This is a genomic window from Mesorhizobium sp. WSM4307 (assembly GCF_007003945.1).
Lineage (GTDB): Bacteria > Pseudomonadota > Alphaproteobacteria > Rhizobiales > Rhizobiaceae > Mesorhizobium.
This window is the reverse complement of sequence record NZ_VFTB01000003.1, coordinates 186,191-209,598: the sequence shown is the minus strand read 5'-3', so window position 1 is coordinate 209,598 and position 23,408 is coordinate 186,191. Positions and strand designations below refer to the sequence as shown.

23 protein-coding genes are annotated in these 23,408 nt (G+C 64.0%); 10 read left to right on the top strand and 13 right to left on the bottom strand.

Annotation, left to right across the window (positions count from 1 at the left end):
- Positions 1-258: 258 nt before the first annotated feature.
- From FJV83_RS08050 to FJV83_RS08040, 3 genes are all read right to left on the bottom strand, one after another.
- Positions 259-870 carry a glutathione S-transferase family protein gene (locus FJV83_RS08050; RefSeq protein ID WP_095773608.1) on the bottom strand — a complete coding sequence of 204 codons (612 nt, stop codon included), beginning with the start codon at positions 868-870 and terminating at the stop codon, positions 259-261.
- Positions 871-1,163: 293 nt separating this feature from the next.
- Entirely contained in the window at positions 1,164-2,012 is an 849-nt protein-coding gene (locus FJV83_RS08045; protein WP_142886020.1) for an EAL domain-containing protein, read from the bottom strand.
- Positions 2,009-2,896, bottom strand: a complete 888-nt coding sequence (locus FJV83_RS08040) for an EAL domain-containing protein (protein ID WP_142886021.1) — start codon at positions 2,894-2,896, stop codon at positions 2,009-2,011. The genes FJV83_RS08045 and FJV83_RS08040 overlap by 4 nt, the downstream gene beginning before the upstream one ends.
- 220 nt (positions 2,897-3,116) lie before the next feature.
- On the opposite strand from FJV83_RS08040, the gene FJV83_RS08035 reads away from it, so the two are divergent.
- Complete coding sequence (locus tag FJV83_RS08035; protein ID WP_095773722.1) at positions 3,117-4,319, top strand: pyridoxal phosphate-dependent aminotransferase; 1,203 nt, start codon at positions 3,117-3,119, stop codon at positions 4,317-4,319.
- A gap of 69 nt (positions 4,320-4,388) precedes the next feature.
- On the opposite strand, the gene FJV83_RS08030 is transcribed toward FJV83_RS08035, so the two are convergent.
- Both FJV83_RS08030 and FJV83_RS08025 read right to left on the bottom strand, forming a co-directional pair.
- A complete protein-coding gene (locus tag FJV83_RS08030) occupies positions 4,389-5,900 on the bottom strand; it encodes an MFS transporter (RefSeq protein ID WP_142886022.1) in 1,512 nt (503 codons plus the stop codon).
- Between the two features lie 105 nt (positions 5,901-6,005).
- The gene (locus FJV83_RS08025; RefSeq protein ID WP_095789115.1) at positions 6,006-6,401 is read right to left on the bottom strand and encodes a cupin domain-containing protein; all 396 of its coding nucleotides are present in this window, start codon (positions 6,399-6,401) and stop codon (positions 6,006-6,008) included.
- A gap of 161 nt (positions 6,402-6,562) precedes the next feature.
- Here FJV83_RS08025 and FJV83_RS36900 point away from each other — a divergent pair, with 161 nt between their 5' ends.
- From FJV83_RS36900 to FJV83_RS08010, 3 genes are all read left to right on the top strand, one after another.
- On the top strand, positions 6,563-6,715 hold the full coding sequence (locus FJV83_RS36900; RefSeq protein WP_245437788.1) for an EAL domain-containing protein: 153 nt from the start codon (positions 6,563-6,565) through the stop codon (positions 6,713-6,715).
- A gap of 199 nt (positions 6,716-6,914) precedes the next feature.
- Positions 6,915-8,966 carry an elongation factor G gene (locus tag FJV83_RS08015; RefSeq protein ID WP_095773602.1) on the top strand — a complete coding sequence of 684 codons (2,052 nt, stop codon included), beginning with the start codon at positions 6,915-6,917 and terminating at the stop codon, positions 8,964-8,966.
- A gap of 734 nt (positions 8,967-9,700) precedes the next feature.
- Positions 9,701-10,240 carry an isoprenylcysteine carboxylmethyltransferase family protein gene (locus FJV83_RS08010; RefSeq protein WP_142886023.1) on the top strand — a complete coding sequence of 180 codons (540 nt, stop codon included), beginning with the start codon at positions 9,701-9,703 and terminating at the stop codon, positions 10,238-10,240.
- Here FJV83_RS08010 and FJV83_RS08005 read toward each other — a convergent pair.
- Both FJV83_RS08005 and trxB read right to left on the bottom strand, forming a co-directional pair.
- Positions 10,232-11,128 (bottom strand): LysR family transcriptional regulator, encoded by an 897-nt coding sequence (locus FJV83_RS08005; protein ID WP_095773600.1) that lies wholly within the window; start codon positions 11,126-11,128, stop codon positions 10,232-10,234. The genes FJV83_RS08010 and FJV83_RS08005 overlap by 9 nt on opposite strands.
- 90 nt (positions 11,129-11,218) lie before the next feature.
- Entirely contained in the window at positions 11,219-12,193 is a 975-nt protein-coding gene (gene trxB, locus FJV83_RS08000) for a thioredoxin-disulfide reductase (protein ID WP_032931359.1), read from the bottom strand.
- A 247-nt stretch (positions 12,194-12,440) separates the two neighbouring features.
- On the opposite strand from trxB, the gene FJV83_RS07995 reads away from it, so the two are divergent.
- Entirely contained in the window at positions 12,441-12,920 is a 480-nt protein-coding gene (locus FJV83_RS07995; protein WP_019860544.1) for an Lrp/AsnC family transcriptional regulator, read from the top strand.
- Between the two features lie 246 nt (positions 12,921-13,166).
- Complete coding sequence (locus FJV83_RS07990) at positions 13,167-13,961, top strand: glycosyltransferase family 2 protein (protein ID WP_142886024.1); 795 nt, start codon at positions 13,167-13,169, stop codon at positions 13,959-13,961.
- A 15-nt stretch (positions 13,962-13,976) separates the two neighbouring features.
- On the opposite strand, the gene gmhB is transcribed toward FJV83_RS07990, so the two are convergent.
- The 4 genes from gmhB to FJV83_RS07970 form a co-directional block, all read right to left on the bottom strand.
- Positions 13,977-14,630, bottom strand: coding sequence for a D-glycero-beta-D-manno-heptose 1,7-bisphosphate 7-phosphatase (gene gmhB, locus FJV83_RS07985; RefSeq protein WP_095789113.1), 654 nt, complete (start codon positions 14,628-14,630; stop codon positions 13,977-13,979).
- Complete coding sequence (locus FJV83_RS07980; protein ID WP_095773597.1) at positions 14,623-15,195, bottom strand: SIS domain-containing protein; 573 nt, start codon at positions 15,193-15,195, stop codon at positions 14,623-14,625. The genes gmhB and FJV83_RS07980 overlap by 8 nt, the downstream gene beginning before the upstream one ends.
- A gap of 7 nt (positions 15,196-15,202) precedes the next feature.
- A complete protein-coding gene (rfaE1, locus tag FJV83_RS07975; RefSeq protein ID WP_142886025.1) occupies positions 15,203-16,693 on the bottom strand; it encodes a D-glycero-beta-D-manno-heptose-7-phosphate kinase in 1,491 nt (496 codons plus the stop codon).
- Positions 16,694-16,807: 114 nt separating this feature from the next.
- On the bottom strand, positions 16,808-17,440 hold the full coding sequence (locus tag FJV83_RS07970) for a LysE family translocator (protein ID WP_142886026.1): 633 nt from the start codon (positions 17,438-17,440) through the stop codon (positions 16,808-16,810).
- Between the two features lie 606 nt (positions 17,441-18,046).
- Here FJV83_RS07970 and rfaD point away from each other — a divergent pair.
- The 3 genes from rfaD to waaC are packed head-to-tail and all read left to right on the top strand — an operon-like array spanning position 18,047 to position 20,948.
- On the top strand, positions 18,047-18,997 hold the full coding sequence (rfaD, locus tag FJV83_RS07965) for an ADP-glyceromanno-heptose 6-epimerase (RefSeq protein ID WP_142886027.1): 951 nt from the start codon (positions 18,047-18,049) through the stop codon (positions 18,995-18,997).
- Positions 18,970-19,977 (top strand): lipopolysaccharide heptosyltransferase II, encoded by a 1,008-nt coding sequence (gene waaF, locus FJV83_RS07960; protein ID WP_142886028.1) that lies wholly within the window; start codon positions 18,970-18,972, stop codon positions 19,975-19,977. Before rfaD ends, waaF begins: the two co-directional genes overlap by 28 nt.
- Positions 19,974-20,948, top strand: coding sequence for a lipopolysaccharide heptosyltransferase I (gene waaC, locus FJV83_RS07955; RefSeq protein WP_095792838.1), 975 nt, complete (start codon positions 19,974-19,976; stop codon positions 20,946-20,948). Before waaF ends, waaC begins: the two co-directional genes overlap by 4 nt.
- Before the next feature lie 31 nt (positions 20,949-20,979).
- Here waaC and greA read toward each other — a convergent pair whose 3' ends face one another.
- Both greA and FJV83_RS07945 read right to left on the bottom strand, forming a co-directional pair.
- Positions 20,980-21,453, bottom strand: coding sequence for a transcription elongation factor GreA (gene greA, locus FJV83_RS07950; RefSeq protein ID WP_008877613.1), 474 nt, complete (start codon positions 21,451-21,453; stop codon positions 20,980-20,982).
- Positions 21,454-21,724: 271 nt separating this feature from the next.
- On the bottom strand, positions 21,725-22,258 hold the full coding sequence (locus tag FJV83_RS07945; RefSeq protein WP_095773591.1) for a tetratricopeptide repeat protein: 534 nt from the start codon (positions 22,256-22,258) through the stop codon (positions 21,725-21,727).
- 143 nt (positions 22,259-22,401) lie between these two features.
- On the opposite strand from FJV83_RS07945, the gene FJV83_RS07940 reads away from it, so the two are divergent.
- On the top strand, positions 22,402-22,827 hold the full coding sequence (locus tag FJV83_RS07940; RefSeq protein WP_095773590.1) for a DUF3775 domain-containing protein: 426 nt from the start codon (positions 22,402-22,404) through the stop codon (positions 22,825-22,827).
- The last annotated feature ends 581 nt before the right edge of the window (positions 22,828-23,408 follow it).

The window sequence follows — 23,408 nt, the reverse complement described above, 5'->3', positions numbered from 1 at the left end:
CCAGCCCGGACCGGACGCTCCCGATCAGGCTACCAAGCATGGGAAGGCGGGATTTATCCCGCCTTTTTGTTTGTCTGGGGTTCAGCGAGCGTCCTTCTCCCCGTTTACGGGGAGAAGATGGCGGCAGCCAGATGAGGGGCGGCGCCAGCGGTCCTTCATAAATGCGCTTGGGTCGGCGAGAGGCAGTTTCTGGAACGTCAGCGCTGCCCCTCATCGCCCTGCCGGGCACTTCTCCCCGTAAACGGGGAGAAGGACGCTCTAATACCCAACCCACTCGATCGGCACGTGCCCCGGATCCGCCTCGACACGGCCAAGCCAGGCCATGACAGCTGGATAGGCGTCGAGCTGGAATCCGCCCTGCTCGGCCGTGTGCGTGTAGGCGTAGAGCGCGATGTCGGCGACGCTGAAGGCGTTTCCGGCGAAGAAAGCGTTGTTCTCCAGATATCTATTCATCACGCCGAGCGCCTTGTGGCCGCGCTCCAGCGTCATCGCCAACCGCTCGGGCGTCGCATCCCTGGCGCGTTCGGGGAAGGTCAGCAGCGCCTTGCGCACGGCGATATAGGGCTCGTGGCTGTATTGCTCGAAGAACAGCCATTGATAGGCGAGCCCACGCTCATACTTGTCCGCCGGCAGGAAGCGCGTGCCTTCGCCGAGATAGAGCAGGATGGCGTTGGATTCGGCCAGCCGGCGGCCGTCGTCGAGTTCGAGCAGCGGCACCATGGCGTTCGGGTTCTTGGCGACGAAATCGGCTTTTCGCGTGTCGCCAGTATGCGAACTCACCTCGATCGTGGTGAAGGCCAGGCCAAGCTTGGCCATCAGCAGGCGCGGCTTGTAGCAATTGCCGCTGTCGATCATGCTGTAGAGTATCATGGACGGTCCCCGGATCTGCCTTGACCAGGCGATTATCGCAGCCGCCGTGCCTTCAACCAATGATTTGTTTTGGTGGGACAATCAGCGGCGCTGATGAGAGCATCCTTCTCCCCGTTTACGGGGAGAAGTGCCCGGCAGGGCGATGAGGGGCGGCGCTGACGTTTCAAGAGGAATGATCATACAGCCGATACAACGAAGGCTGGCGCCGCCCCTCATCTGGCTGCCGCCATCTTCTCCCCCTAGAGCGGGGAGAAGGACGCTGTGGCACCGCTTTCGCCAGTCGCCGAAGTCGCTTAGCCGAACAGCGGCACCACATTGTTCTCCCTGCCCAACAGAGCATCGACTGATAGCGGCTCTTCGTTGAAGATGGTGCCGGCCAGCGCCGGACGGGCGAGGAGATAACCCTGCAGCAGGTCGACGCCGCCGTCGAGCGCGACGCGCAGGTGGACGGGCTGCTCGATGCCTTCGACCAGCACCCTGGCGCCACGGTCATGCAGGCTGGAGACCAGCGGGCGGAAGAAGCGTTCGGCGGCGGCATGGCGGCAGAACTGCGCGAACCAGCCGCCATCGATCTTGACGATGTCGGGCTGAAGCAGGCTCACCCGCTCCTCGGTCGAATGGCCGGTGCCGAAATCGTCGATGGCGATGCGGATGCTGTCGCGCCGCATCTCCCGCACCAGCCGCGCCAGAAGCGCGTCGTCCGCCGCCTGTTCGGTGATCTCGCAGACCAGCATGCTAGGGGCGAGGCCGAGCTCGCCGAGATGCCGGCTCATCAGCCGGATCTCGGCCAGCGCCCGCCCGGAATGGTCGTTGACCATCGGATTGTAGTTGAAGAACAGATCGAGCCCGTCGACGCCGATATTGTGGAAGTTCCTGAGATGCAGCACCCGGCACATGGTCTCGACAAACAGCCGGTCCGCCGGGGCAACGCTTTCGAAGAACGCCCGCGCCGACCCTGCCCTGCCGGCGCGGTGCGGCTCGATCAGGCCCTCGACCGCCACCGCGTGCAGCGATCGCCCAAGCGGCGCGAAGATCGGCTGGTAGGCACTGCGCAGGCGGAACTCGCCGTGGACGCCGTATTCGATGCCTATCTCGTCGACGAAGATCGCCTTGCCGACATTGCGCCGCCGCTCGATCCTCATGGCGCGACCCTGCGCCCGAAGGCTTTTGCCGGCCGCGCTGCACGTGGGGCGACGGCGGTGGACGCATCGCTTGCGGCCGCAACCGGGTCCGGAGTTTTTCCGAAAACACGGAAACTCGTCGGCGCCAGTTCCGGCCGCGCAAGCACGAAACCCTGGACCATGGAAGCGCCGGATTTCTCGGCGAGTTCCAGCTGCCACCTTTCCTCGATGCCCTCGAACACCGTGCGGATGCCTTGTTCCTCGAAGCTTTTGACCATCGTCGTCAACAGCGCGAAGCCGGCGCCGGACTCCATCAGCTGCGTGATCCAGGTGGCGTCGAACTTGACGATGTCGGGCCGCAATTCCTTGATGCGGTTGATATCGGAATCGTCTGCGCCATAGTCATCGACGGCGATGCGAAACCCGTTGCCCCGCAACGCCGCGACGAAGCTGTGCAGGACCTCCTGCGAAGCCGACCTCTGCTCGGTTACTTCGCACACGACGCGGCCCGGATCGATGCCGGCCTCGTGCAGCACCAGCCGCATTTCGCGCAGGGCATTGTCGGCAATCGACCGCTCGGTGAACACCGACGGGTCGAAATTGATGAAGATCGACGCCTCCTGCGGCAGGCAGGCGCCGGCATTGAGCAGATGCAACGTCCTGGTCAGCGCTTCGACATGCAGGCGGTCGGCGGCCGGACAGGTCGAGAAGAAGGCCATCGGCGATTGCGGCTCGCCGTCGCGAAACGGCCGGATCAGCCCTTCGAAGGCGGCAATCGACAGCTTGCCCTGGTTGAAGGCGAAGATCGGCTGGAAGGCGCTCTGCAGCGTGTAGATGCCCCAGACACCTGACGAGGTGTCGTCATCATGACGGATGATATGGGCAAGCCCGACGCTGCGTGACAAGGGTCCCTCGCTCCGCGAAATGGCGGAATGGATTGCGATCCTGCCACTCAAGCCCTTACCGCCCGTTAATGAATTTTTTGTTGCCGCTCACAGGTGGCAATCACGGCTCCTTGAGGTCTGGATCAGCCGACAAAGCTTGCACTGAGCGGAATCATGCGACATGAGAAGCGCCGCGGCCGCTCCTGGCCGCGCCGATCTTCTCAAGGAGAGATATCTGGTCATGGCCTTTCTTGCCGACACCCTTTCCCGCGTAAAGCCTTCCGCCACCATCGCGGTGACGCAGAAAGCGCGCGAGCTGAAAAATGCCGGCCGTGACATTATCGGCCTCGGCGCCGGCGAACCGGATTTCGACACGCCCGACAACATCAAGAATGCGGCGATCGAAGCCATCCGCCGTGGCGAAACCAAGTACCCGCCGGTTTCGGGCATCGTGCCGCTGCGCGAGGCGATCGCAAAAAAATTCAAGCGCGAGAACAATCTCGACTACAAGCCCGAGCAGACCATTGTCGGCACCGGCGGCAAGCAGATCCTGTTCAACGCCTTCATGGCGACATTGAACCCCGGCGACGAGGTCATCATCCCCCGCCCCTACTGGGTCAGCTACCCCGAAATGGTGGCGATCTGCGGCGGCACGTCGGTGTTCGCCGACACCTCGATCGAGAATGGTTTCAAGCTGACGCCCGAAGTGCTGGAAAAGGCGATCACCCCGAAGACCAAATGGCTGCTGATGAACTCACCGTCCAACCCGTCGGGCGCGGCCTACACGCAAGCCGAACTGCGCGCGCTGGCCGACGTGCTGTTGAAGCATCCGCATGTCTGGACGCTGACCGATGACATGTACGAGCACCTGACCTATGGCGACTTCGTCTTCAAGACCATCGCCGAGGTCGAGCCGAAGCTCTATGAGCGCACGCTGACCATGAACGGCGTGTCGAAAGCCTATGCCATGACTGGCTGGCGCATCGGCTATGCCGCCGGTCCGGTCCAACTGATCAAGGCGATGGACATGATCCAGGGCCAGCAGACCTCGGGCGCCTGCACCATCGCGCAATGGGCTTCCGTCGAGGCGCTCAACGGCCCGCAGGACTTCATCGCCAGGAACAAGGCGATCTTCCAAGGGCGGCGCGACCTCGTCGTCTCGATGCTCAACCAGGCGCGCGGCATCACGTGCCCGTCGCCGGAAGGCGCCTTCTATGTCTATCCCTCCTGCGCCCAGCTGATCGGCAAGAAGACCAAGGCCGGCAAGGTGATCGACACGGACGAGGCCTTCTGCTCGGAACTGCTCGAGGCGGAAGGCGTGGCGGTAGTGTTCGGCTCGGCCTTCGGCCTCGGCCCCAACTTCCGCATCTCCTATGCGACCTCGGATGCACTGCTGGAGGAAGCCTGCACGCGCATCCAGCGCTTCACGGCATCGCTGACCTGATCGGATCGATCTGACGACAAAAGAAACCCGGCGCCATCATCGCCGGGTTGTTGTTGGCGGCCAGGCACCTTACGCCTGCTGCTTTGCTTGCCTGGCCGAACGCGCCTCGGCCGGCGCCAGGACCATGACCAGCAGAGCGGCGGTGAGGAACGCGGCAATCGCCGCCGTCAGCATTGCGGCGCCGCCGGCATAGGCGGTGGCGAACAGCCGATGCACGCCATCCTCGCCGATTGCCGCGTCGGTCGCGAAATCATGCCGTGATATGGCGGCACGCGCCACCGCTTCGGCATTGCCGACACCGGCGTCACCGAGATATCCGGTCAAGAGGCTCGTCGCCCGCATGCTCATCAGCGCGCCTAGCAGCGCGATGCCGATGGCCAGCCCGCCCTGGCGGGTGGCGTTGATGACGGCCGACACCATGCCGGAGCGCTCGCGCGGCGCGTAGGACATTGCGGCGGCACTGCCGGTCGGTATCGCCAGCGAGTTGCCGAGACCGTTGATGATGAACAGGGCGCAGAGCAGCGCGTATGGCGTCGACGGCCCGGCCCAGCACATGCCGAGCATCGAAAGCCCGATCAGCACGTAGCCCGCCGTCATCAAGAGCGAATGCCCATAGCGGGCGCTCAGCCGGCCGATCCAGGGCGACACGACGATCTGGATAAGAAAGGCCGGCGCCATGCGCAGGCCGGTCTGCGTCGGCGACCAGCCCTGCACCTGCTGCAGGAACATCGAGAAGAAGAACACGCAGCTGTAGGAGGTGAAGCCGAGCGCGAACGAGGCGACGTTGGCGACGGCAAAGCGCACGTCGCGGAACAGGCCAAGCGGCAGCATGGGCCGTGGCGTGCGCGCCTCGAAGCCAAGGAAGACCACCAGGCCGACGACGCCGGCAAGGATGGCCGTGATGGTCCAGGCATCGCTCCAGCCGCTCTCGCCGGCCGAGATCAGGCCGAAGGTGAGAGCGCCGAGCCACAGGATCGAGAGCGCCAGGCCGACAAGGTCGAGATGGGCATGTTCGGGATGCGCCGTCTCCTCGATCGACACAGCGCCCAGCGCGATGGTGAAAAGGCCGAGCGGCAAATTGATCAGGAAGATGCTCTGCCAGCCGACCGTCTGCACCAGAATGCCGCCAAGCACCGGGCCGACGACCAGAGAAACCGCGGCGAACGAGGCCCAGCCGCCGATGACGCCGGCCCGCTGGCGCGGATCGGCGAAGGCCTGCGTCAGGATCGACAACGCGCCTGGAATGAGCAGCGAGCCGGCGATGCCTTGCACCACCCGGCCGGCGAGCAGCGCCGGCAAATTGGGCGCGACGGCACAGATCAGCGAACCGGCAACGAAGATGCCGACGCCGGCCAGCCATGAGCGCTTGCGGCCATAGCGGTCGCCGATCAGCCCCGACGACAGCATGAAGGCCGACAGGCACAGCGTGTAGGCATCGACCACCCATTGCATGCCGCCGAAATCGGTGTGCAGCGCCTGCTGGATGGTCGGCAGCGCGACATTGACGATGCTGACGTCGAGCAAAGCGACAAACGTGCCGAGATAGACGGCGGCGACGAGCGGCAGGCGATTCTTCGGCATGGTCCATCCCAACATGAAACGTGCAGAGCTCGCTGCAAACCTTTCCGCTCTGTTCCTCAGGATGGTGCGGCCCGAATAGGCCTGCCGTCCGCGGATGGCCAGGACTCAGCTGCCATATTGCTCGCCGGAAACCGCTTCCAGCCAATCGGCATGGACGCCGTCGCGCGCTTCCTGCATGGCGATATGCGTCATCGCCGTCTTCGGCCCGGCGCCATGCCAGTGCTTTTCGTCGGGCGCGAACCAGATCACGTCGCCTGCCCTGATCTCCTGGACCGGCCCGCCCCATGTCTGGGCAAGCCCGGCGCCCGAGGTGACGTAGAGCGTCTGACCGAGCGGATGTGTGTGCCAGTGGGTGCGCGCCCCCGGTTCGAAGCTGACCAGTGTCGCCCTCAGTCGCGCCGGCGCCTCCGCCTCGATGATCGGCGTCTGCAGAACCCGGCCGGTGAAGTATTTTTCCGGCGCTATGATGGTCGACACGCTGCCGCAAGCAATGATCTTCATCGTCTGATCCTGAAACTGGTGGTGAAGCGACCGGCCGCAAACGCCGCTGCTCGTCGAGGCAAACGCATTGTCGGCCGATATCGCCCGAGGCGCAACCGGCTGTTTCGGCTGCCTGGCGGAAGAAGCGGTTTTCTCTCCTTAACCATGAACCTTTCACCATCGTGGCGGAAGGCGTGGAGACGCAGGAAGAGTTCGCGCTGGCCAAGGCCGCCGGCTGCAACCGTTTCCAGGGCTACTTCTTTGGCAGGCCGGCGCCGCGCGACAAGGCGCCCTTTCGCGCCATCGATGCCGAACCCCTGGCGCTGAGCGCCTGAGACCACCACACGGCAGCGGATTTCTATTTTCCTTGCCCTGCCGGCAAACAAGTGGGACGATGCTTCAGGGCAGGTGGCAACAGGAAAAGAACCCCGCCCGCGACGGTCGAACAGGCCGGCCGCCGCTCAGGACCGACTGACCACGCCTGAACCATGCAAGCAGTCGGTCCCTAGGGAAACGCCTGAGTGGAGGTCAGCCATGGGTACTCGCGCCGGAGGACGACGCACGGGACCGAAATGCATTGCCATAGTCGGTCCCTTTGCAAGCGGTAAGACGACACTTCTCGAAGCCATATTGGCCCGCACGGGCGCCATCCCCCGACAAAATCCCGTTTCATCAGGCAGCACCGTCTCGGATCATTCGCCGGAGGCGCGCGCCCACGCCATGAGCGTCGAGGCGACGATCGCCACCACCGAATTCATGGGCGAGCAGATCACCTTCGTCGATTGTCCCGGCTCGATCGAATTCTCCTTCGAGGCCGAGCCGGTGCTGGCCGCCTGCGACCTCGCGGTGGTCGTTGCCGAGGCCGACGAAAAGAAGATCCCTGCCCTGCAGCTCATCATCCGCAAGCTCGACGATCTCGGCGTGCCGCGGATCCTGTTCCTCAACAAGGTCGACAAGGCGATTTCAGGCGTACGCGACACGCTGAAGATGCTGCAGCCGGCGAGCTCGGTGCCGCTGTTGCTGCGCCAGATTCCGCTGCGCAAGGACGGCGTCGTCATCGGCTCGATCGATCTGGCGCTGGAACGCGCCTATATCTACCGCGAATATGCCGAAAGCGAGGTGGCTCAGATACCGGGCGACGACAAGGCGCGCGAATTGGAGGCGCGCTTCTCCATGCTCGAGACCCTGGCCGACCACGACGACCAGCTGATGGAACAGTTGCTCGAGGAGATCGAACCGCCGAAGGACGCGATCTTCGACGACCTCGCCGCCGACCTGCGCGAAGGCGTGGTGACGCCGGTGCTGATCGGCACCGCCGAAAAGGGCAATGGGGTGCTGCGCCTCTTGAAGGCGATCCGCCACGACGCACCCGACATCGAGGCGACCCGCAAGCGGCTTGGTGCCTCGGACGGCGGGGCCACCGTGGTCCAGGTGATGAAGACCATCCACACGCCGCATGGCGGCAAGCTGTCGGTGTCGCGCATCCTGTCCGGCCAGGTCGCCGACGGCTCCGAGCTGTGGCTGCCCGGCGGCGACACCGCCAAGGTTTCCGGCATCTACAAGATGCTCGGCAAGGATCAGTTCAAGCTCACCGCCGCCAAGGCCGGCGACACGGTGGCGCTGGGCAAGCTGGACGAGGTCAAGACCGGCCAGACGCTGACCTCGGCCAAGGGCGGCACCAAACAGCTGTTCACGTTCGAGCCGCCGCAGCCGGTCTTCGCCTTCGCGCTGCGGCCGAAGGAACGCAAGGACGAGGTCAAGATGTCGGCCGCCATCCAGCGGCTGGCCGAGGAAGATCCCTCGCTCAGCCTGCGCCACAACCAGGACTCGGCCGAGACGGTGCTGTCGGGCCATGGCGAAATGCATCTGCGCGTCGTGCGCGAGCGGCTGGAGGGCAAGAACCAGATCCCCGTCGAAGGCCACGCGCCCGCGGTGCCCTACCGCGAGACGATCCGCAAATCGGCGCAGCAGCGCGGCCGCCACAAGAAGCAGTCGGGCGGCCATGGCCAGTTCGGCGATGTGGTGATCGAGATCAAGCCGCTGCCGCGCGGCTCAGGCTTCCAGTTCACCGACACCATCACCGGCGGCGTCGTGCCGAAGACCTACATCCAGTCGGTGGAGACAGGCATACGCGACTACTTGAAGAACGGCCCGCTCGGCTTCCCCGTCGTCGACGTCGCCGTCAACCTGTCGGACGGCTCCTACCATGCGGTGGATTCCTCCGACATGGCCTTCCAGATGGCAGCGAAGCTCGCGATGAAGGAAGGCATGGCCGCCTGCTCGCCGGTGCTGCTCGAGCCGGTGATGAAGGTCGAGATCGTCACGCCGTCCGACGCGACGTCGAAGATCATCGCGCTGATCCCGCAGCGGCGCGGCCAGATCCTCGGCTATGACGCGCGGCCGGGATGGCCGGGATGGGACGTCGTCGAGGCGACCATGCCGCAGGCCGAGATCGGCGACCTGATCATCGAACTGCGCTCGGCGACCGCGGGCGTCGCCAGCTATCGCGCCGTCTTCGACCATATGGCCGAACTCACCGGCCGTCTCGCCGACGAAGCGATGAATACCAACGGCAAGGCCGCCTGATCCTGATTTCGACACACCATCCCCTCGAACCCTTGTTCGAGGGGATAAATACCAAAAACGACGCCCGGGGAGCCGGACGTCGTTTTGTTTGCGGACCGTTTTCTCGGGAGGGGAAACGGCAGGCCCGCCGCATGTACAGTCGCCGCTTTCGGCGGAAAAGGGTTCGGACGCGGTAGCCGCCTGAGCCCGGGCCGTACGAGTGATGCCCCCATCTCCCGTCCGAACCACACCGCGTCCTAGCCTCTTCATAGCAGCGGAAGGCATCGTTGTCATGTTACCAGAGGTTACATGACACTGTTACGCGGCAATTCTCGTGGAATTCCCAGCCATCCCGGCAGGGTCCGGGCAACAAAAAAAAAAGCCGGATCAGTGAAGATCCGGCTGAGTTTGATTGGAAGTGCCTGTTAAGGCTAACCTCCAGAGGGGAACACTCAAGGGCGCTAATGGGAGGAGAACGCGCCCAGGAGATGATCTATATATGTGCTCAACATGCCCAAGAAACAAGCATCTATTTTGCAACACACGCATGCAAAAAGACATAGGCTGTGGTCCAACCCATTCCACGAGCCAATAGGACCAGCAGAATCGTCAAAAATGGGGCGCTCAACCACGCAATCGTCACTACAGAAGCGTGAATCGCGACCGGTTTTCGCCCCAAACCACCAAAATTACGCAATGATGTCGAAGCAGGCAGCAGACGTCCATTTCTGAGGCAATCGGAGAGAAAGCAGCCAATGCGGACGTTTTCGGCGATCGCCGGCAGCACGGCCTTCTTCATCGCGGCACCCGGCGTGGTCGCCGGGCTGGTTCCCTGGCTGCTCAGCGATCATTATCGCCTGCCGTGGTCCACCATGCCGGGCTTTGTTCCTGCCGGCGGCGTCCTCATCGTCGCCGCGGCTGCTGTTCTGCTGCATGCTTTCGCCAGCTTCGCGCTCGAGGGGCTGGGCACGCCGGCCCCGGTCGCGCCGACGGAGAAGCTCGTGATCGGCGGCATCTACCGCCATGTCCGCAACCCCATGTATGTCGCCGTGCTGTCGATCATCCTCGGCCAGGCGCTGCTGTTCTCGAGCTGGACGCTTGTCGGCTATGCCGTCATCGGCGCTGTTGTCATGAGCTCCTTCGCCAAATTCTACGAGGAGCCGACGCTCGCCCGCCGCTACGGCGCCGACTATGAAACCTATCGACGCAACGTCCCCGGCTGGCTGCCGCGCCTGACGCCCTGGCGGGGCGAACAGATCACCAGTGCTGCCGATCGTCCGCTAGGGCTAGAATGACCAACTGCGCGCTTTGGCGATAATGAAATCGCGGAACACGTGCAGCTTGGCCTGGTTCTTCATCGCGTCGGGATAGGCGAAATAGGTGTCGAAGGACGGCACCTCGGTTTCCGGCAAAAGCTGCACCAGGCCGGAGTCCTTGTTGATCACATAATCGGGCAGCATGGCGATGCCTGCGCCGCCCTGCACGGCGCGCTTGATCGACAAGATGTCGTTGATCTGCAGCGACGGCACACGTTGGCCGCCCTCGAAATCGCCGACCGTCTCCAGCCAGTTCAACTCCGACAGATGCGACGGCACCGGCAGGCCGAAGGTGACGATGCGATGGTTTCTGAGCTCCGCGACCGAGGCTGGCTTGCCATGCTTGGCGACATAGGAGGGTGCCGCATAGAGGTGGAAATGCACGGTGAACAGGCGGCGCTGGATCAGGTCCGGCTGCTGGGGCTGGCGCAGCCGGATGGCGCAATCGGCCTGGCGCATGGTGAGGTCGAGCTCCTCATTGGCGAGGATCAGCTGCAGGCTGACTTCCGGATAAAGCTCGATGAACTCCTGCACCCGTTCGGTCAGCCAGCCGGCGCCGAGGCCAACCGTTGTCGTGACGCGAAGCACGCCGGAGGGCCGGTCCTTGGTCTCGGTCAGGCGCGACTTGATGGTCTCGAGCTTCATCAGCACGTCATGCGCCGTGCGAAACAGCATCTCGCCTTGTTCGGTCAACACCAGGCCGCGCGCATGGCGGTTGAACAGCGGCACGCCGACATCGTGCTCGAGCGCACTGACCTGCCGCGAGATCGCCGATTGCGACAGGTGCAATGTCTCGGCCGCGTGCGTAAACGACCCCGCTTCCGCCGCAGCGTGAAACACGCGTAGCTTGTCCCAGTCCAACGCCATGATTCCCCTCGTTCTGTTTGGCGTCTGAATGAAAAATCAGGCTTTTACACGGCGTTTCTAAGCCGTTTTTTTAACAGTTTAAAGCGGCCGTTATTCGGCTGCTTCGCGGTGCACCTCGATGCCGGCGAGATACTTTTCCGCTTCGAGTGCCGCCATGCAGCCGAGCCCCGCCGCCGTCACCGCCTGGCGGTAGACATCGTCGGTCACGTCGCCGGCCGCGAACACGCCGGGCACGTCGGTGCGGGTCGAATTCGGCGCCGTCCACAAGTAACCGTTCGGCTTCTGCTTCAGCTTGCCGACAAACAGCTCGACCGCCGGCGCATGGCCGATCGCCACGAACACACCGTCGACCTTGAGGTGGGTTTCGGCACCGGTCACCGCATGCTTGAGCTTCAGCCCTTCGACTGACGGTGGCAGCGGCGCCTTGCCGGGGCGGCCGGTGATCTCGTCGACCACCGTGTCCCAGATGACGCGGACATTGTCCTTCTGCAGCAGCCGCTCGCGCAGGATGCGCTCGGCGCGGAAGTCGCTGCGCCGATGGATGACCGTGACGCTCTTGGCGAGGTTCGACAGATAGAGCGCCTCTTCCACCGCCGAATTGCCGCCGCCGACCACCGCGACATCCTTGCCGCGATAGAAGAAGCCGTCACAGGTGGCGCAGGCCGAGACACCGAAGCCCATGAAATCCTGCTCGGTCGGAATGCCCAGCCACTTGGCCTGCGCGCCGGTTGCGATGATCAGCGCGTCGGCGGTGTAGGTGGTGCCGGAATCGCCCTTGGCGCGAAACGGCCGCACGTTGAGGTCTACCTCGGTGATGATGTCGTTGATGATGTCGGTGCCGACATGCTCTGCCTGCTTCAGCATCTGTTCCATCAGCCACGGTCCCTGGATGGGATCGGCGAAGCCGGGATAGTTTTCGACATCGGTGGTGATCATCAGCTGGCCGCCTTGCTGCAGGCCGGCGACCAGCATCGGCTTCAGCATGGCGCGCGCGGCATAGACCGCCGCCGTATAGCCTGCGGGGCCGGAACCGATGATGAGAACGGGCGCGTGCTTGGTGGTCATCTAAAACCTCTGCGGGCGGACGATGCCTTGGAAAAAGACGTGGAATTCGCGCTCAATGTAAGGGTTGCCAACCACGCCAGCAAGACGAACGGGCCGTCGTCCCCGGAAAGCTTCGGCCCAAAGCGCTTATTCGCGCCATTGCCGCTTTCGTTACCATTCAAAAATCGCGTTGATGAGGGCTGGCGCCGACACAAAAGTCGTTTAATTACAAAATCGCGAAAGATTCTTGCGCCGAGCTGAGACCGCCATGCCGCTGAAAGCCGACCTCGACGCCATCGACTGGAAGATCCTGCGCGAGCTGCAGGCGGATGGGCGCATGACCAATGTCGAGCTGTCGAACCGTGTCGGCATTTCGGCCCCGCCCTGCCTGCGCCGGGTCAAGCGGCTGGAGGAGGCCGGCATCATCCGCGGCTACCGCGCGCTGCTCAATGCCCCGGCGCTCGGCCTCGATGTCGTCGCCTTCTGCCTGGTCGGCCTGCATCACCAGGCCGATGCCGAACTGCGCACCTTCGCCGAGCGCACGCGCGGCTGGCCGATCGTGCGCGATGCCTGGATGGTCTCGGGCGAATCCGATTTCCTGCTGCACTGCGTGGCAAGCGACCTCGGCGCCTTCCAGACCTTCGTCATCGAGGAGCTGACCTCGACGCCGAATGTCGACACGGTGCGCACCGCTCTCACCATACGCCGGGTCAAGGATGAGGGCCTGGTTTCCTTCGAACGCCCCTGAGGCGAGGCGAGCGCCTGTGCGCTGGCGAATTCCTGGCCTTCGCCACACCGGCGCCGCGTTGGTATTCGACAGACGCTGATGTACAAGGCTGGACGGCTCTGCCGGACTTCGTCGCTTGGCTGACCGCTAATTGGTTTCTCAAGCGATTCCAGGAAAAGTGTGTAACGGTTTTCCGTGCGGATTTGCTTGGGTACAGATGGCGAAAGCAGCGTTGCTCTGGGGGCGGCCCGCCATGGGAGGGGGACCATGACTCGATTTGCAAGCCCGGTCTCGGCGCTTATCATCTGCGTGAACGAGGCCGACATGATCGGCCCGTGCCTGGAAAGCATCGACTTCTGCTCCGAGATCATCATCGTCGATTCCGGTTCTACTGATGGCACCATCGAATGCGTCAAAAGCTATATCGCCAAGGGCTACCCGATAACGCTGCTGCACAATGACTGGCCGGGTTTTCCCCGCCAGCGGCAATTCTCGCTCGACCACGCGACCCAGCCCTGGTGCCTTTCGATCGACCCGGACGAGCGCGTCGACGACCATTTGCGGCAGTCGATCGTGGCCATCACGCAGGCCGCCGATGGCAAGATCCGCGGCTGGTACATCCGTCGCCGCGATTGGCTGAAGGGCTATGGCTATGCGCATCGCTGGGTGCTGCACAACAGGCTGATGCGGCTTTTCCGTCGGGAGGGCGCCACCATCGATCTCACCGCGCGGGTGCACGAAGCCTTCCACGTGCCGGGCGAGACCGGCACGATCGAAGAGGGCGTCCTGCTGCATCGCCGTGAAATATCGATCGAGGAAGGTCTCGCCCGGGCCAACGCCTATTCCAGCCTCAAGGCCGTCACGCTGGTCGAGAAGGGCAAGAAGCCCGGCCTTGTGCGGCTGGTGCTGTCGCCGCTCGGCAACTTCCTGAAATTCTACCTGGCCAAGCGCTATTTCCTGTGCGGCCGGCACGGCTTCGTCTACTCGATGTCGGTGATGATCTATTCCTTCGCCACCGAGGCAAAGCTCTACGAAGCCTCGGAACGCAACGATCCTGCGTGAGCCGTCAGGCCGGGATCAGGAACGGTTGTCCCGGCCGAGCGCTTCAACGGCGGCGAGCAACTCACCAAGGTCGCTGCTGCCCCGCAGGGGCCGAATGGCGAAGCCGGGCTGGACCGCAGCCTCGCCGTCGACCAGCCAGCCCAGTGCCAGACCGGCGCGCTTTCCCGCCTGCATGTCGGCAAGCTTGTCGCCGACGATCAGCGAGCGCTGGAGATCGAGAGCAAGGCGTTTGCCCACATCGACCAGCATGCCTGGATTGGGCTTGCGCATCGGATGATCGGGGATGGCGAGTGGTCCGACGCCGGCCTCGTGGTAGGCGCAGGCAATCACCATGTCGACGAACACGCCCTCCTCGCCCAACAGCTCGAGCACGCGGCCGTTCACCGCCGCAAAGGCGCTCCAGCCGAAATAGCCGCGCGCGATGCCGGACTGGTTGGTGACCACCACAACCGGGATTCCCGCCCGGTTGGCGGCTGCGATCGCCGGCAGCATCTGCGGCCTGAGCTCTATCTCGGCCGGGTCGCTGGGATAATCGGTATCGACGTTGATGGTGCCGTCGCGGTCGAGGAACAGCGCCGGCAGGTGCGGCGGGAAAATTCGGTTTCCGATGCGCTCGACCCACACGCCCGGCTCGGTCAGCGGATGTGGCGGCGCCGTCCTGTCAGCCATTGCTAAGACGCGCTTCGACCACTTCGCAGAGGTGATGGTAGAGGCACAGATGCCCCTGCTGGATGATCGGCGTCGAGGTCGAGGGCACGTTGAGCAGGATGTCGCACAGCGGCTTGAGTTTGCCGCCGGTGTCGCCGGTCAGGCCGATCACCGTCATGTCCATCATCCGCGCCTGTTCGGCGGCGGCCAGGATGCTCGGCGAATTGCCGCTGGTCGAGATCGCCAGAAGCACGCCTCCGACCGTGCCATGCGCCTCGACCTGGCGCGAGAACACCGTGTCGAAGCCGTAATCATTGCCCCAGGCCGTCAGCACCGCCGCATTGGCCGGCAGCGCGATGACATTGTAGGCCTTGCGCTCCTTGAGGAAGCGGCCGACCAATTCGCCGGCTATGTGGATGGCGTCGCTCGCCGAACCGCCATTGCCGGCGATCAGCAAGGCCTTGCCCGATGAAAGCGCCGTCACCACGGCGCTCGCCGCCCGCTCCATCTCGCCGGTCAGGTCACGCTTGACCATCGCCGTGATCGCGGCCGCCGAGCGGACCAGATAGTCGTTCAGTTCAGACATCAAAACCTCAGCTTGTAGAGCCGGCGCGCAATTTGCCGATGGTGCCGGTGGTGCTCTTGCCGGCGACGAGATCGACCAGCACGACGCGCCCGCCGGCCTTCTGCACCACCTCGGCGCCGACCACGGTGTCGATCGTATAGTCCGCCCCCTTGACCAGGATGTCGGGCAGCAGCGCCTCGATCAGCGCCAGCGGCGTATCTTCCTCGAAGACAATGACGGCATCGACCGAGGCAAGGGCCGCGAGCACACAGGCGCGGTCGTGCTGGTCGTTGACCGGACGGCCCGGCCCTTTCAGTCGCCGCACCGAAGCATCGCTGTTGAGGCCGAGCACCAGCCGGTCGCACTGGCTGCGCGCCGCGTGCAGCAGGCTGACATGGCCGGCATGCAGAATATCGAAGCAGCCATTGGTGAAGCCGACGCTCAAGCCCTCTTCCTTCCAGGCCGCCACCATGCGCGCGGCCGATGCGGCATCGAGAATGGCATCCTTGTGGGCGATCGGTCCGTGCGAGCGAAACAGCGCCCCGGTCAGCTCCTCGACCGTCAGCCGCGCGGTGCCGCGTTTTCCGACCACGACGCCGCCGGCGGCATTGGCGATCGAGGCCGCCGCGACGGGATCGGCTCCCGATGCGAGCGCCAGCGCGAACGTCGCGATCACCGTGTCGCCGGCGCCAGAGACATCGAACACTTCGCGCGCCTGGGTGGCGATATGGCGCGCCTCGACCGGGCCGACGACGCTCATGCCCTTTTCACTGCGCGTGGCGACGACGAAGTCGAAACCATGCGCCGAAATCAGTTCGCGTGCGGCAGCCACGATCTCGTCATCGGCGAACACGGCGTGGCCGACGGCCTCGCCAAGCTCCTTGCGGTTGGGGGTGATGGCGGTCGCGCCGGCATAGCGCGCATAGTCGCGGCCCTTCGGATCGACCAGCACCGGCTTGCCCGCCTCGCGGCAGATGGCGATGAGTTCGGCGGCGACGCCGTCGAGCAGGATGCCCTTGCCGTAATCGGACAGGATGACGATGTCGGCCCCCGCCAGTGCCGCGCGGAAATGCCGGATCAGCCCTGCCCGCTCAGTCGCGTCCAGCGGCTTGATCTCTTCCTCGTCGAAGCGCAGCACCTGCTGGTTGAGCGCGCTGAAGCGGCTCTTCGACGACGTCATGCGGCCGCGCTGCTGCCAAAGCCCCGCTGTCTCGGCGCCAAGCTCGCCGAGCATCCGCACCAGGCTGTCGCCGGCGGTGTCCGTGCCGATCACCGAAACCGGAATGGCCCGCGCGCCAAGCGAGACGATGTTGGCCACGACATTGCCGGCGCCTCCCATGGCCGAGGTCTCGCCGCGCCCATGCAGCACGGGGATCGGCGCTTCCGGCGAAATCCGCTCGATGACGCCGTTGACGAAGCGGTCGAGGATAAGGTCGCCGACCACCAGCACGGTGACGCCGCCAAAGCGGGCAATGGCGCGGTGCAAGGGTTCGGGAGAAGGCGGATTGTGCTTGATCATATCACTGGCAACGCGCGGGGAAAAACAGTCGCTGAAACATATGGGGTGTCGGCTGGCGGTCGTTCATGCCTGCCGATATACCGCAATTCGAACCGGCGCAACGGCGGCGCCGCTTCAGCTCTTCTGCAAGGCAACGTGGACGCCGAGCCCGACCAGCACGGCACCACCGGCCCGCTGCATCAGCCGCTGCGCCCGGCTCGAACGCCGCAGCCGGCCGATGACGAGGCCGGCCAGGAACACGCAGGCGATGTCGGCCGAGGAGAACATCAGGTTGACGATGGTGCCCAGCACCACGAATTGCAGCCACACCGGGAGGGCCGCAGAGACATCGATGAACTGCGGCAGGAACGCCATGAAGAAGATCGCGGTTTTCGGATTGAGCACCTCGACGGTGATGCTCTCGAAAAAGGCGCGGCGGGCCGATTTCCGCTCGATGGCGGGCAGCGCCACATCGCCCTCCACGCGCTTGCGAAACAGCGAGATGCCGAGCCAGATCAGGTAGAGCGCGCCGATCAGCTTGACCGCCATATAGAGCGGCGGCACGGCATGGAACAGCACCGAAAGGCCGGCGGCGGCGGCAAAGACATGCACATAACCGCCGAGATGGATGCCCAGTGCCGCCGTCAGTCCCGACCAGCGCCCGCGCGCCATCGTCTGCGCCGCGGCATAAAGCATGGCCGGACCGGGGATATAGGCGAAGATCGCCGTGGTGGCGAAGAACGCAATGAGCATTTCGGTCGACGGCATTTTTTGCTCCTTTAGGCAAAGCGTGGAGGACCACGCCCATTAGACACTTAGTTTTCTATTCTTTGTGCCAGCTTGGGCCTCAGGAATCCCCCAAATTGGAAAACCCGAACACTGCCACGAGCCGTTCGAAAGTTGGCGTATCCTGCCTTTCGCCGAATGGCCGGATAAGTTGCCAGATGTCCTCGCTATAGAGGAGCAGCATTTCTTCCGTAGCTGCAACGACCTCTATATCCCCGGAGTCACGTAGAAAGAGATGCCCTGGATACCGTCGGGAGAAAGCGCCGTGTAATGGACTCGAAATTCGCCGGTGCTAATTTGAATGCCATTCGTGGACGTCCCTTCGTAGGGCTCGGCAATTCGGCAAATGCGTCCGATAGATGACTGGCGCACCTCTTCGATCGGCTTTCCGAGGTTTTCGTTAGGCAGAGACGAAACCTTTACGTAGGACCCGACAAACACCGCAGTGCCTTGCCTATCGGTTGGCGTCGTTCCGGCAGAATCCCTTGTCATTCGTCTGTCCTTGCTGCTGTCAGTCCGGCCTGCTTTATCGACAGCCTCAACGGCCTCCCTTATAAGGACCGGAATCGCAAGCAACTAGAGGCCTTCATGATCATCGTCACGGGCGGCGCCGGCATGATCGGCTCCAACATCGTCGCCGCGCTCAATGCCGAAGGCCATGACGACATTCTCGTCGTCGACGATCTCACCGACGGCCACAAGATCGCCAATCTCGCCGACCTCGGCATTGCCGACTATCTCGACAAGGACGATTTTCTGACCCGCATCGAGGCCGGCTCGCTCGGTCGTGTCGAGGCCGTGTTCCACCAGGGCGCCTGCTCGACCACCACCGAGTGGAACGGCAAGTTCATGATGGAGGTGAATTTTGCTTATTCGAAGCGGCTGCTGCACGCCTGCCAGGCGCTGCGCGTACCCTTCCTCTACGCCTCCTCGGCCTCCGTCTACGGTGGCGGTTCCGAGTTTCGCGAGGAGCCGGCGCTCGAGCGGCCGCTCAACGTCTATGCCTATTCGAAGAAACTGTTCGACGACTATGTTAGGCGCACCATCTTCGACACCGACCATTCGCAGGTCGCGGGCCTGCGCTATTTCAACGTCTATGGCCCGCGCGAGGCGCACAAGGGCGCCATGGCCTCGGTCGCCTTCCATCTGTTCAACCAGGTCGAGCGCGGCGAGAATCCGAAACTGTTCGGCGCCTATGACGGCTTCGGCCCCGGCCAACAGAGCCGCGACTTCATCCATGTCGGCGATGTCGCCGACGTCAATCTATGGCTGTGGAAGCGCGGCTCGAGCGGCATCTTCAACTGCGGTACCGGCCGTGCCCAACCGTTCCGCGCCATCGCCGAAACCGTCATCGATACGCTGGGCAAGGGAGAGATCGAGTTCATCCCCTTCCCCGACCACCTCAAGGGCAGCTACCAGAGCTTCACGCAAGCTGATATGTCCCGTTTGCGCGCGGCCGGTTACAACGGCCAGTTCCGGACAGTGGAAACCGGTGTCAGAGACTATGTCGAATGGCTGAAAGCCCAACGATCCTCGTGATCGGCCCACGCTGGGTGGGCGACATGGTGATGGCGCAGTGCCTGTTCTCGGCGCTGAAGGAGCTCCATCCCAACGCCGCGATCGACGTGCTGGCGCCGGCCTGGGCGGCACCGCTGGTCAAGCGCATGCCCGAGATCCGCCAGCAGATCGACTTTCCGCTGAAACCCGGCGCGCTCGAATTTACCCATCGCCGCCGCTTCGGCCGCCTGCTGAGCGGCCGCTACGACATGGCCTATGTCCTGCCGGGCAGCTGGAAATCGGCGCTGATCCCCTTCTTTGCCCGCATTCCGCGCCGTGTCGGCCATCTGCGCGAAATGCGCTATGGATTGCTGACCGACATCGTGCCGCTGCCGGACGCCGTGAAACGGCGCACCGCGCAGGCCTATTTCAGTCTCGCCAGGGGCGGCAGTTTTCGCGCGCCCCATCTGACCGTGGATGCCGGCAACCAAGCCGCCCTGCTCGACCGTTTCGGGCTGGCGCGGCAGAAATTCGTCGCCCTGATGCCTGGCGCCGAATTCGGCCCGGCCAAGCGCTGGCCGAGCGAAAGCTATGCCGGCCTTGCCCGCGAGTTCGTGGACAAGGGCCTGAAGGTCGCCCTGTTCGGTTCGAAGAACGACCGCGACGTCACTGCCGAGATCGCTGCCCTTGCCCCCGGCGTCGTCGACCTCGCCGGCCAGACACGTCTGGAGGACGCCATCGACCTGATCGCCGCGGCAAGGCTGGCTGTGTCCAACGACAGCGGACTGATGCATGTCGCGGCAAGCGTCGGCACGCCGATCGTTGCCGTCTACGGCTCGACCTCGCCCGAAAACACGCCGCCGCTGGCGGAACGGCGCGAGTTGGTCTGGCTGCACCTCTCCTGCTCGCCCTGCCACCAGAAGATCTGCCCGCTCGGCCATCTCAACTGCCTGAAGACAATGGAAGTCGGCCAGGTAGCGGCGGCGGCGGAGCGGCTGCTGGAATTCCCGGCCGCGGCATGAAGGTCCTGATCGTCAAGACATCGTCGATGGGCGATGTCATCCACACCTTTCCGGCCGTCGAGGATGCCAGCCTGCACCGGCCCGACGTTTCCTTCGACTGGTGCGTCGAGGAGGCGTTTGCCGGCATTGTCGCCCTGCACCCGGCGGTCGGCAGGATCCATACGGTGGCCATCCGGCGCTGGCGCAAGGCGCTTTTCAGGGACAGCACCTGGCGCGAGGCGGCCGCGCTACGCCGAACCTTGCGCGAATGCCGCTACGATCTGGTCGTCGACGCACAGGGCCTGCTGAAATCGGCCCTGGTGGCGCGGCAGGCGCGCGCACCGATCGCCGGCTTCGACCGGTCGAGCGCGCGCGAACCCTCGGCGACCATGTTCTACGACGTCACCTACGGCGTGCCGCGCAACCTGCACGCCATCGAGCGGACGCGGCGGCTGTTCGGGCTGGCGCTTGGCTATCAACCCGATCTGTCGACGCTCGCTTCAGGCATCGTGCCCCCACCCGGCGCTCTCGCCGCCATCACCGGAAAAACCGCCTTCCTGTTGCACGGCACCAGCCGCGAGGACAAGAAATGGCCTGTCGAGGACTGGATCGGGACCGCCCGCCTGCTGGTCGAGCGCGGCATGATGCCGGTCACCACCTGGTCGAACGAACGTGAGAAGTCCGTGGCCGAAGCCATCGCCAGGGTCGTGCCGTCCACGGTCGTGGTGCCAAAATCGCCGCTGGCCGACATCGCCGCCATCCTCGGCCGCTCCACGCTGGTCATCGGCGCCGACACCGGCCTGACCCACCTCGCCAGCGCCTTCGGCCTGCCGACGGTTGCTGTGTTTTTGGCGACGGAGCCGGGTTTGACGGGTCCGCGTGGGCAATTTGCGTCGACACTGCTGGCCGCCCCTGGTGGACGTCTGACGCCCGCGGAGGTGGTGGCGGAAGCCGGCACGCTGCTTAATCTCAAATTGCAGGCGCCAGCTTAGGGCCTTTTAAAAATAGAACTATCAAGAGGCCCTAAATAAACTGCACCTGGACGATCTCATACCCCCTGGCACCGCCGGGCGCATTGACCTCGATGGCGTCGCCAACTTCTTTGCCGATCAATGCGCGCGCGATCGGCGAGGAGATCGAGATGCGGCCGGACTTCACGTCCGCTTCCTGGTCGCCGACGATCTGATAAGTCTTCTTTTCCTCGGTGTCCTCGTCGACCAGCACGACGGTGGCGCCGAACTTGACCTTGTCGCCGCTGAGCTTGGTGACGTCGATCACCTCGGCGCGCGCGATCAGGTCCTCGAGTTCGTTGACGCGGCCCTCATTCAGGCTCTGCGCCTCCTTGGCGGCGTGGTATTCGGCATTTTCGGACAGGTCGCCATGCGAGCGCGCCTCGGAGATCGCCTCGATGATGCGCGGCCGCTCTTCCTGCTGGCGCCAGCGCAGTTCTTCCTTCAATGACGCGAACCCCTCGCCTGTCATCGGGACCTTGTTCATGATGCCTGACCTTTCCTGCCGCCACCCCCGCGTTTCGGGGGAAGCCTTGTCGTTGGGTACAAAAAGAAAACGGTCCGGCAGCCTCGGGCTAACGGAACCGTTTCACCGCAATTTCCCCCAATATAGCAACCTTCGCGGGTTTTTCACGCCCAAAAATCGGTTTTGCAAAAATCATCCCCGCTTTCACCAGAGGAGGTGGCAGGTGAGGCCGGCGGCAACAAAAAACGGCCGCGATCGCTCGCGGCCGCTTTGATAAGCCTGGGGAGCCTGATCAGCTCCGCATGAAATGCTCGATCTGCTCGGACAGCATGCCGTATTCGCGCGAGCCCTTGCCGGTGCGCTTCTCGATTTCCATCAGTTGCTGCTGGGCGCCGGCGAGATCGCCGATCTGCAGATGCGCCTCGCCGAGATATTCGCGTACCAGCGTGTAATTCGGGTCGATGCGCAGCGCTTCCTCGTAATAGCCGAGACCGACCGTGACACGGCCCGAATGGCGGTGCGAATAGCCGAGATAGTTGAGGATGCGCGGATCCTGCTTGTTGGCGGCGAGGGTAAGCACCGAGATCGCCTCGTCATAGCGCCCGGCCATCGCCAGGTCGTGTCCGGCCTCATAGATGCTGTCGTCGTCCAGCATGCCTTCCTGCGGTGCAACGCATTTCTGCTTCTTCTTGTCCCAGACCTCACCCTTTTTGCATTGGGTGGTGGTCTGGGTACCACCGCCGCTGCCCGCCGCGAACACCGGGACCGCGAAGAACTGCAGCGCGACAAGGGCAGTCGCGGCCTGGATCAGCATTCTTTTGTGCATCAAAGCCTCCTTGAGGGGTGAGAATGCAACACTAACGCCAAGTGTCCCGCGTTTCATCCCGGAAATAATTCACGTGGAGAACATCAGGTGACGGAGGCCGGAAATCCGCTATCATCCGGGCAAACGACTGACGGAGACGGCCCGTGCAGCGGCGGCTTGAAAAGGACTGGGATCTTACGATCGGCCCCGATACCGTGCGCCTGTTCATCCTCAAGGCCAAGGCGTTGAGTGCCGCTGTCAACGAGGACTATGCCGACGGTGCCGAACACGAGATCGAGTTCGACGGCGACACGCACGACAATCATCACCATGACGGCCTTGTCGAGGAAAGTTCGGAAAACCTGACCGAAGAGGAACTGCGCGAACTGATCAACGACCTCAATGTCGATGAAGCCGCCGAACTGGTCGCGCTCGCCTGGGTCGGCCGCGGCGACTACGACGCCTCGGAATGGGTGGACGCCGTGACGGCGGCGCGCGAACGCGCCAACAAGCGCACGGCCAAGTACCTGCTTGGCATGCCACTGCTCGCCGACTGGCTGGAGGAAGGCCTCGAAGCGATCGGCGCGTAACGCCGTGGTAACCGATTGTGATTGGCGCAAAGCGTTCGTCGAGGCAACTTCCAGCATGCCGGCGCCGTTTCCGAGCGATGGCAACGCTGAGCTTTTCCCGACTTTGCACCTTGGCGCTGCTTCTGGCGGCTGCGGTCCTGCTGGCGACACCGGCCGACGCCAGACATCGTCACAGGCATTACCAGCCACTATCCCCTCGGATGGATCAGTCGTCGACGCAGCGTCTGGACCAGCCGCGAAGGCCGAGGGTCAAGCACCGCGTGAGAGCGCGAGGCAAGCAGGCGCCACAGGAAACGCCGGAGCAGCAGACCTCGCCCGCCGAGGTTCCAGTGCCGGAGCCGCGTCCCGCGGACGCTCCAAAGGCCGACGCCGCACCGGCGGAAGAGCAAAAGACGGAAGGTCCAAAGGCCCCGGACGCCTCCAACCAGCTCAATGAGGAAAAGTCTCGTCATGCAAAGCAGGCACATCCCGGGCCGTCAGCCCCCGAACCTTCGTCCCGAACGCCGTCAACCGAAACGGAGAGCGAGCCGGAGCCGCCAGCCGAGGTGCCGATCCCGACACAAAGACCCGACACTACGGAA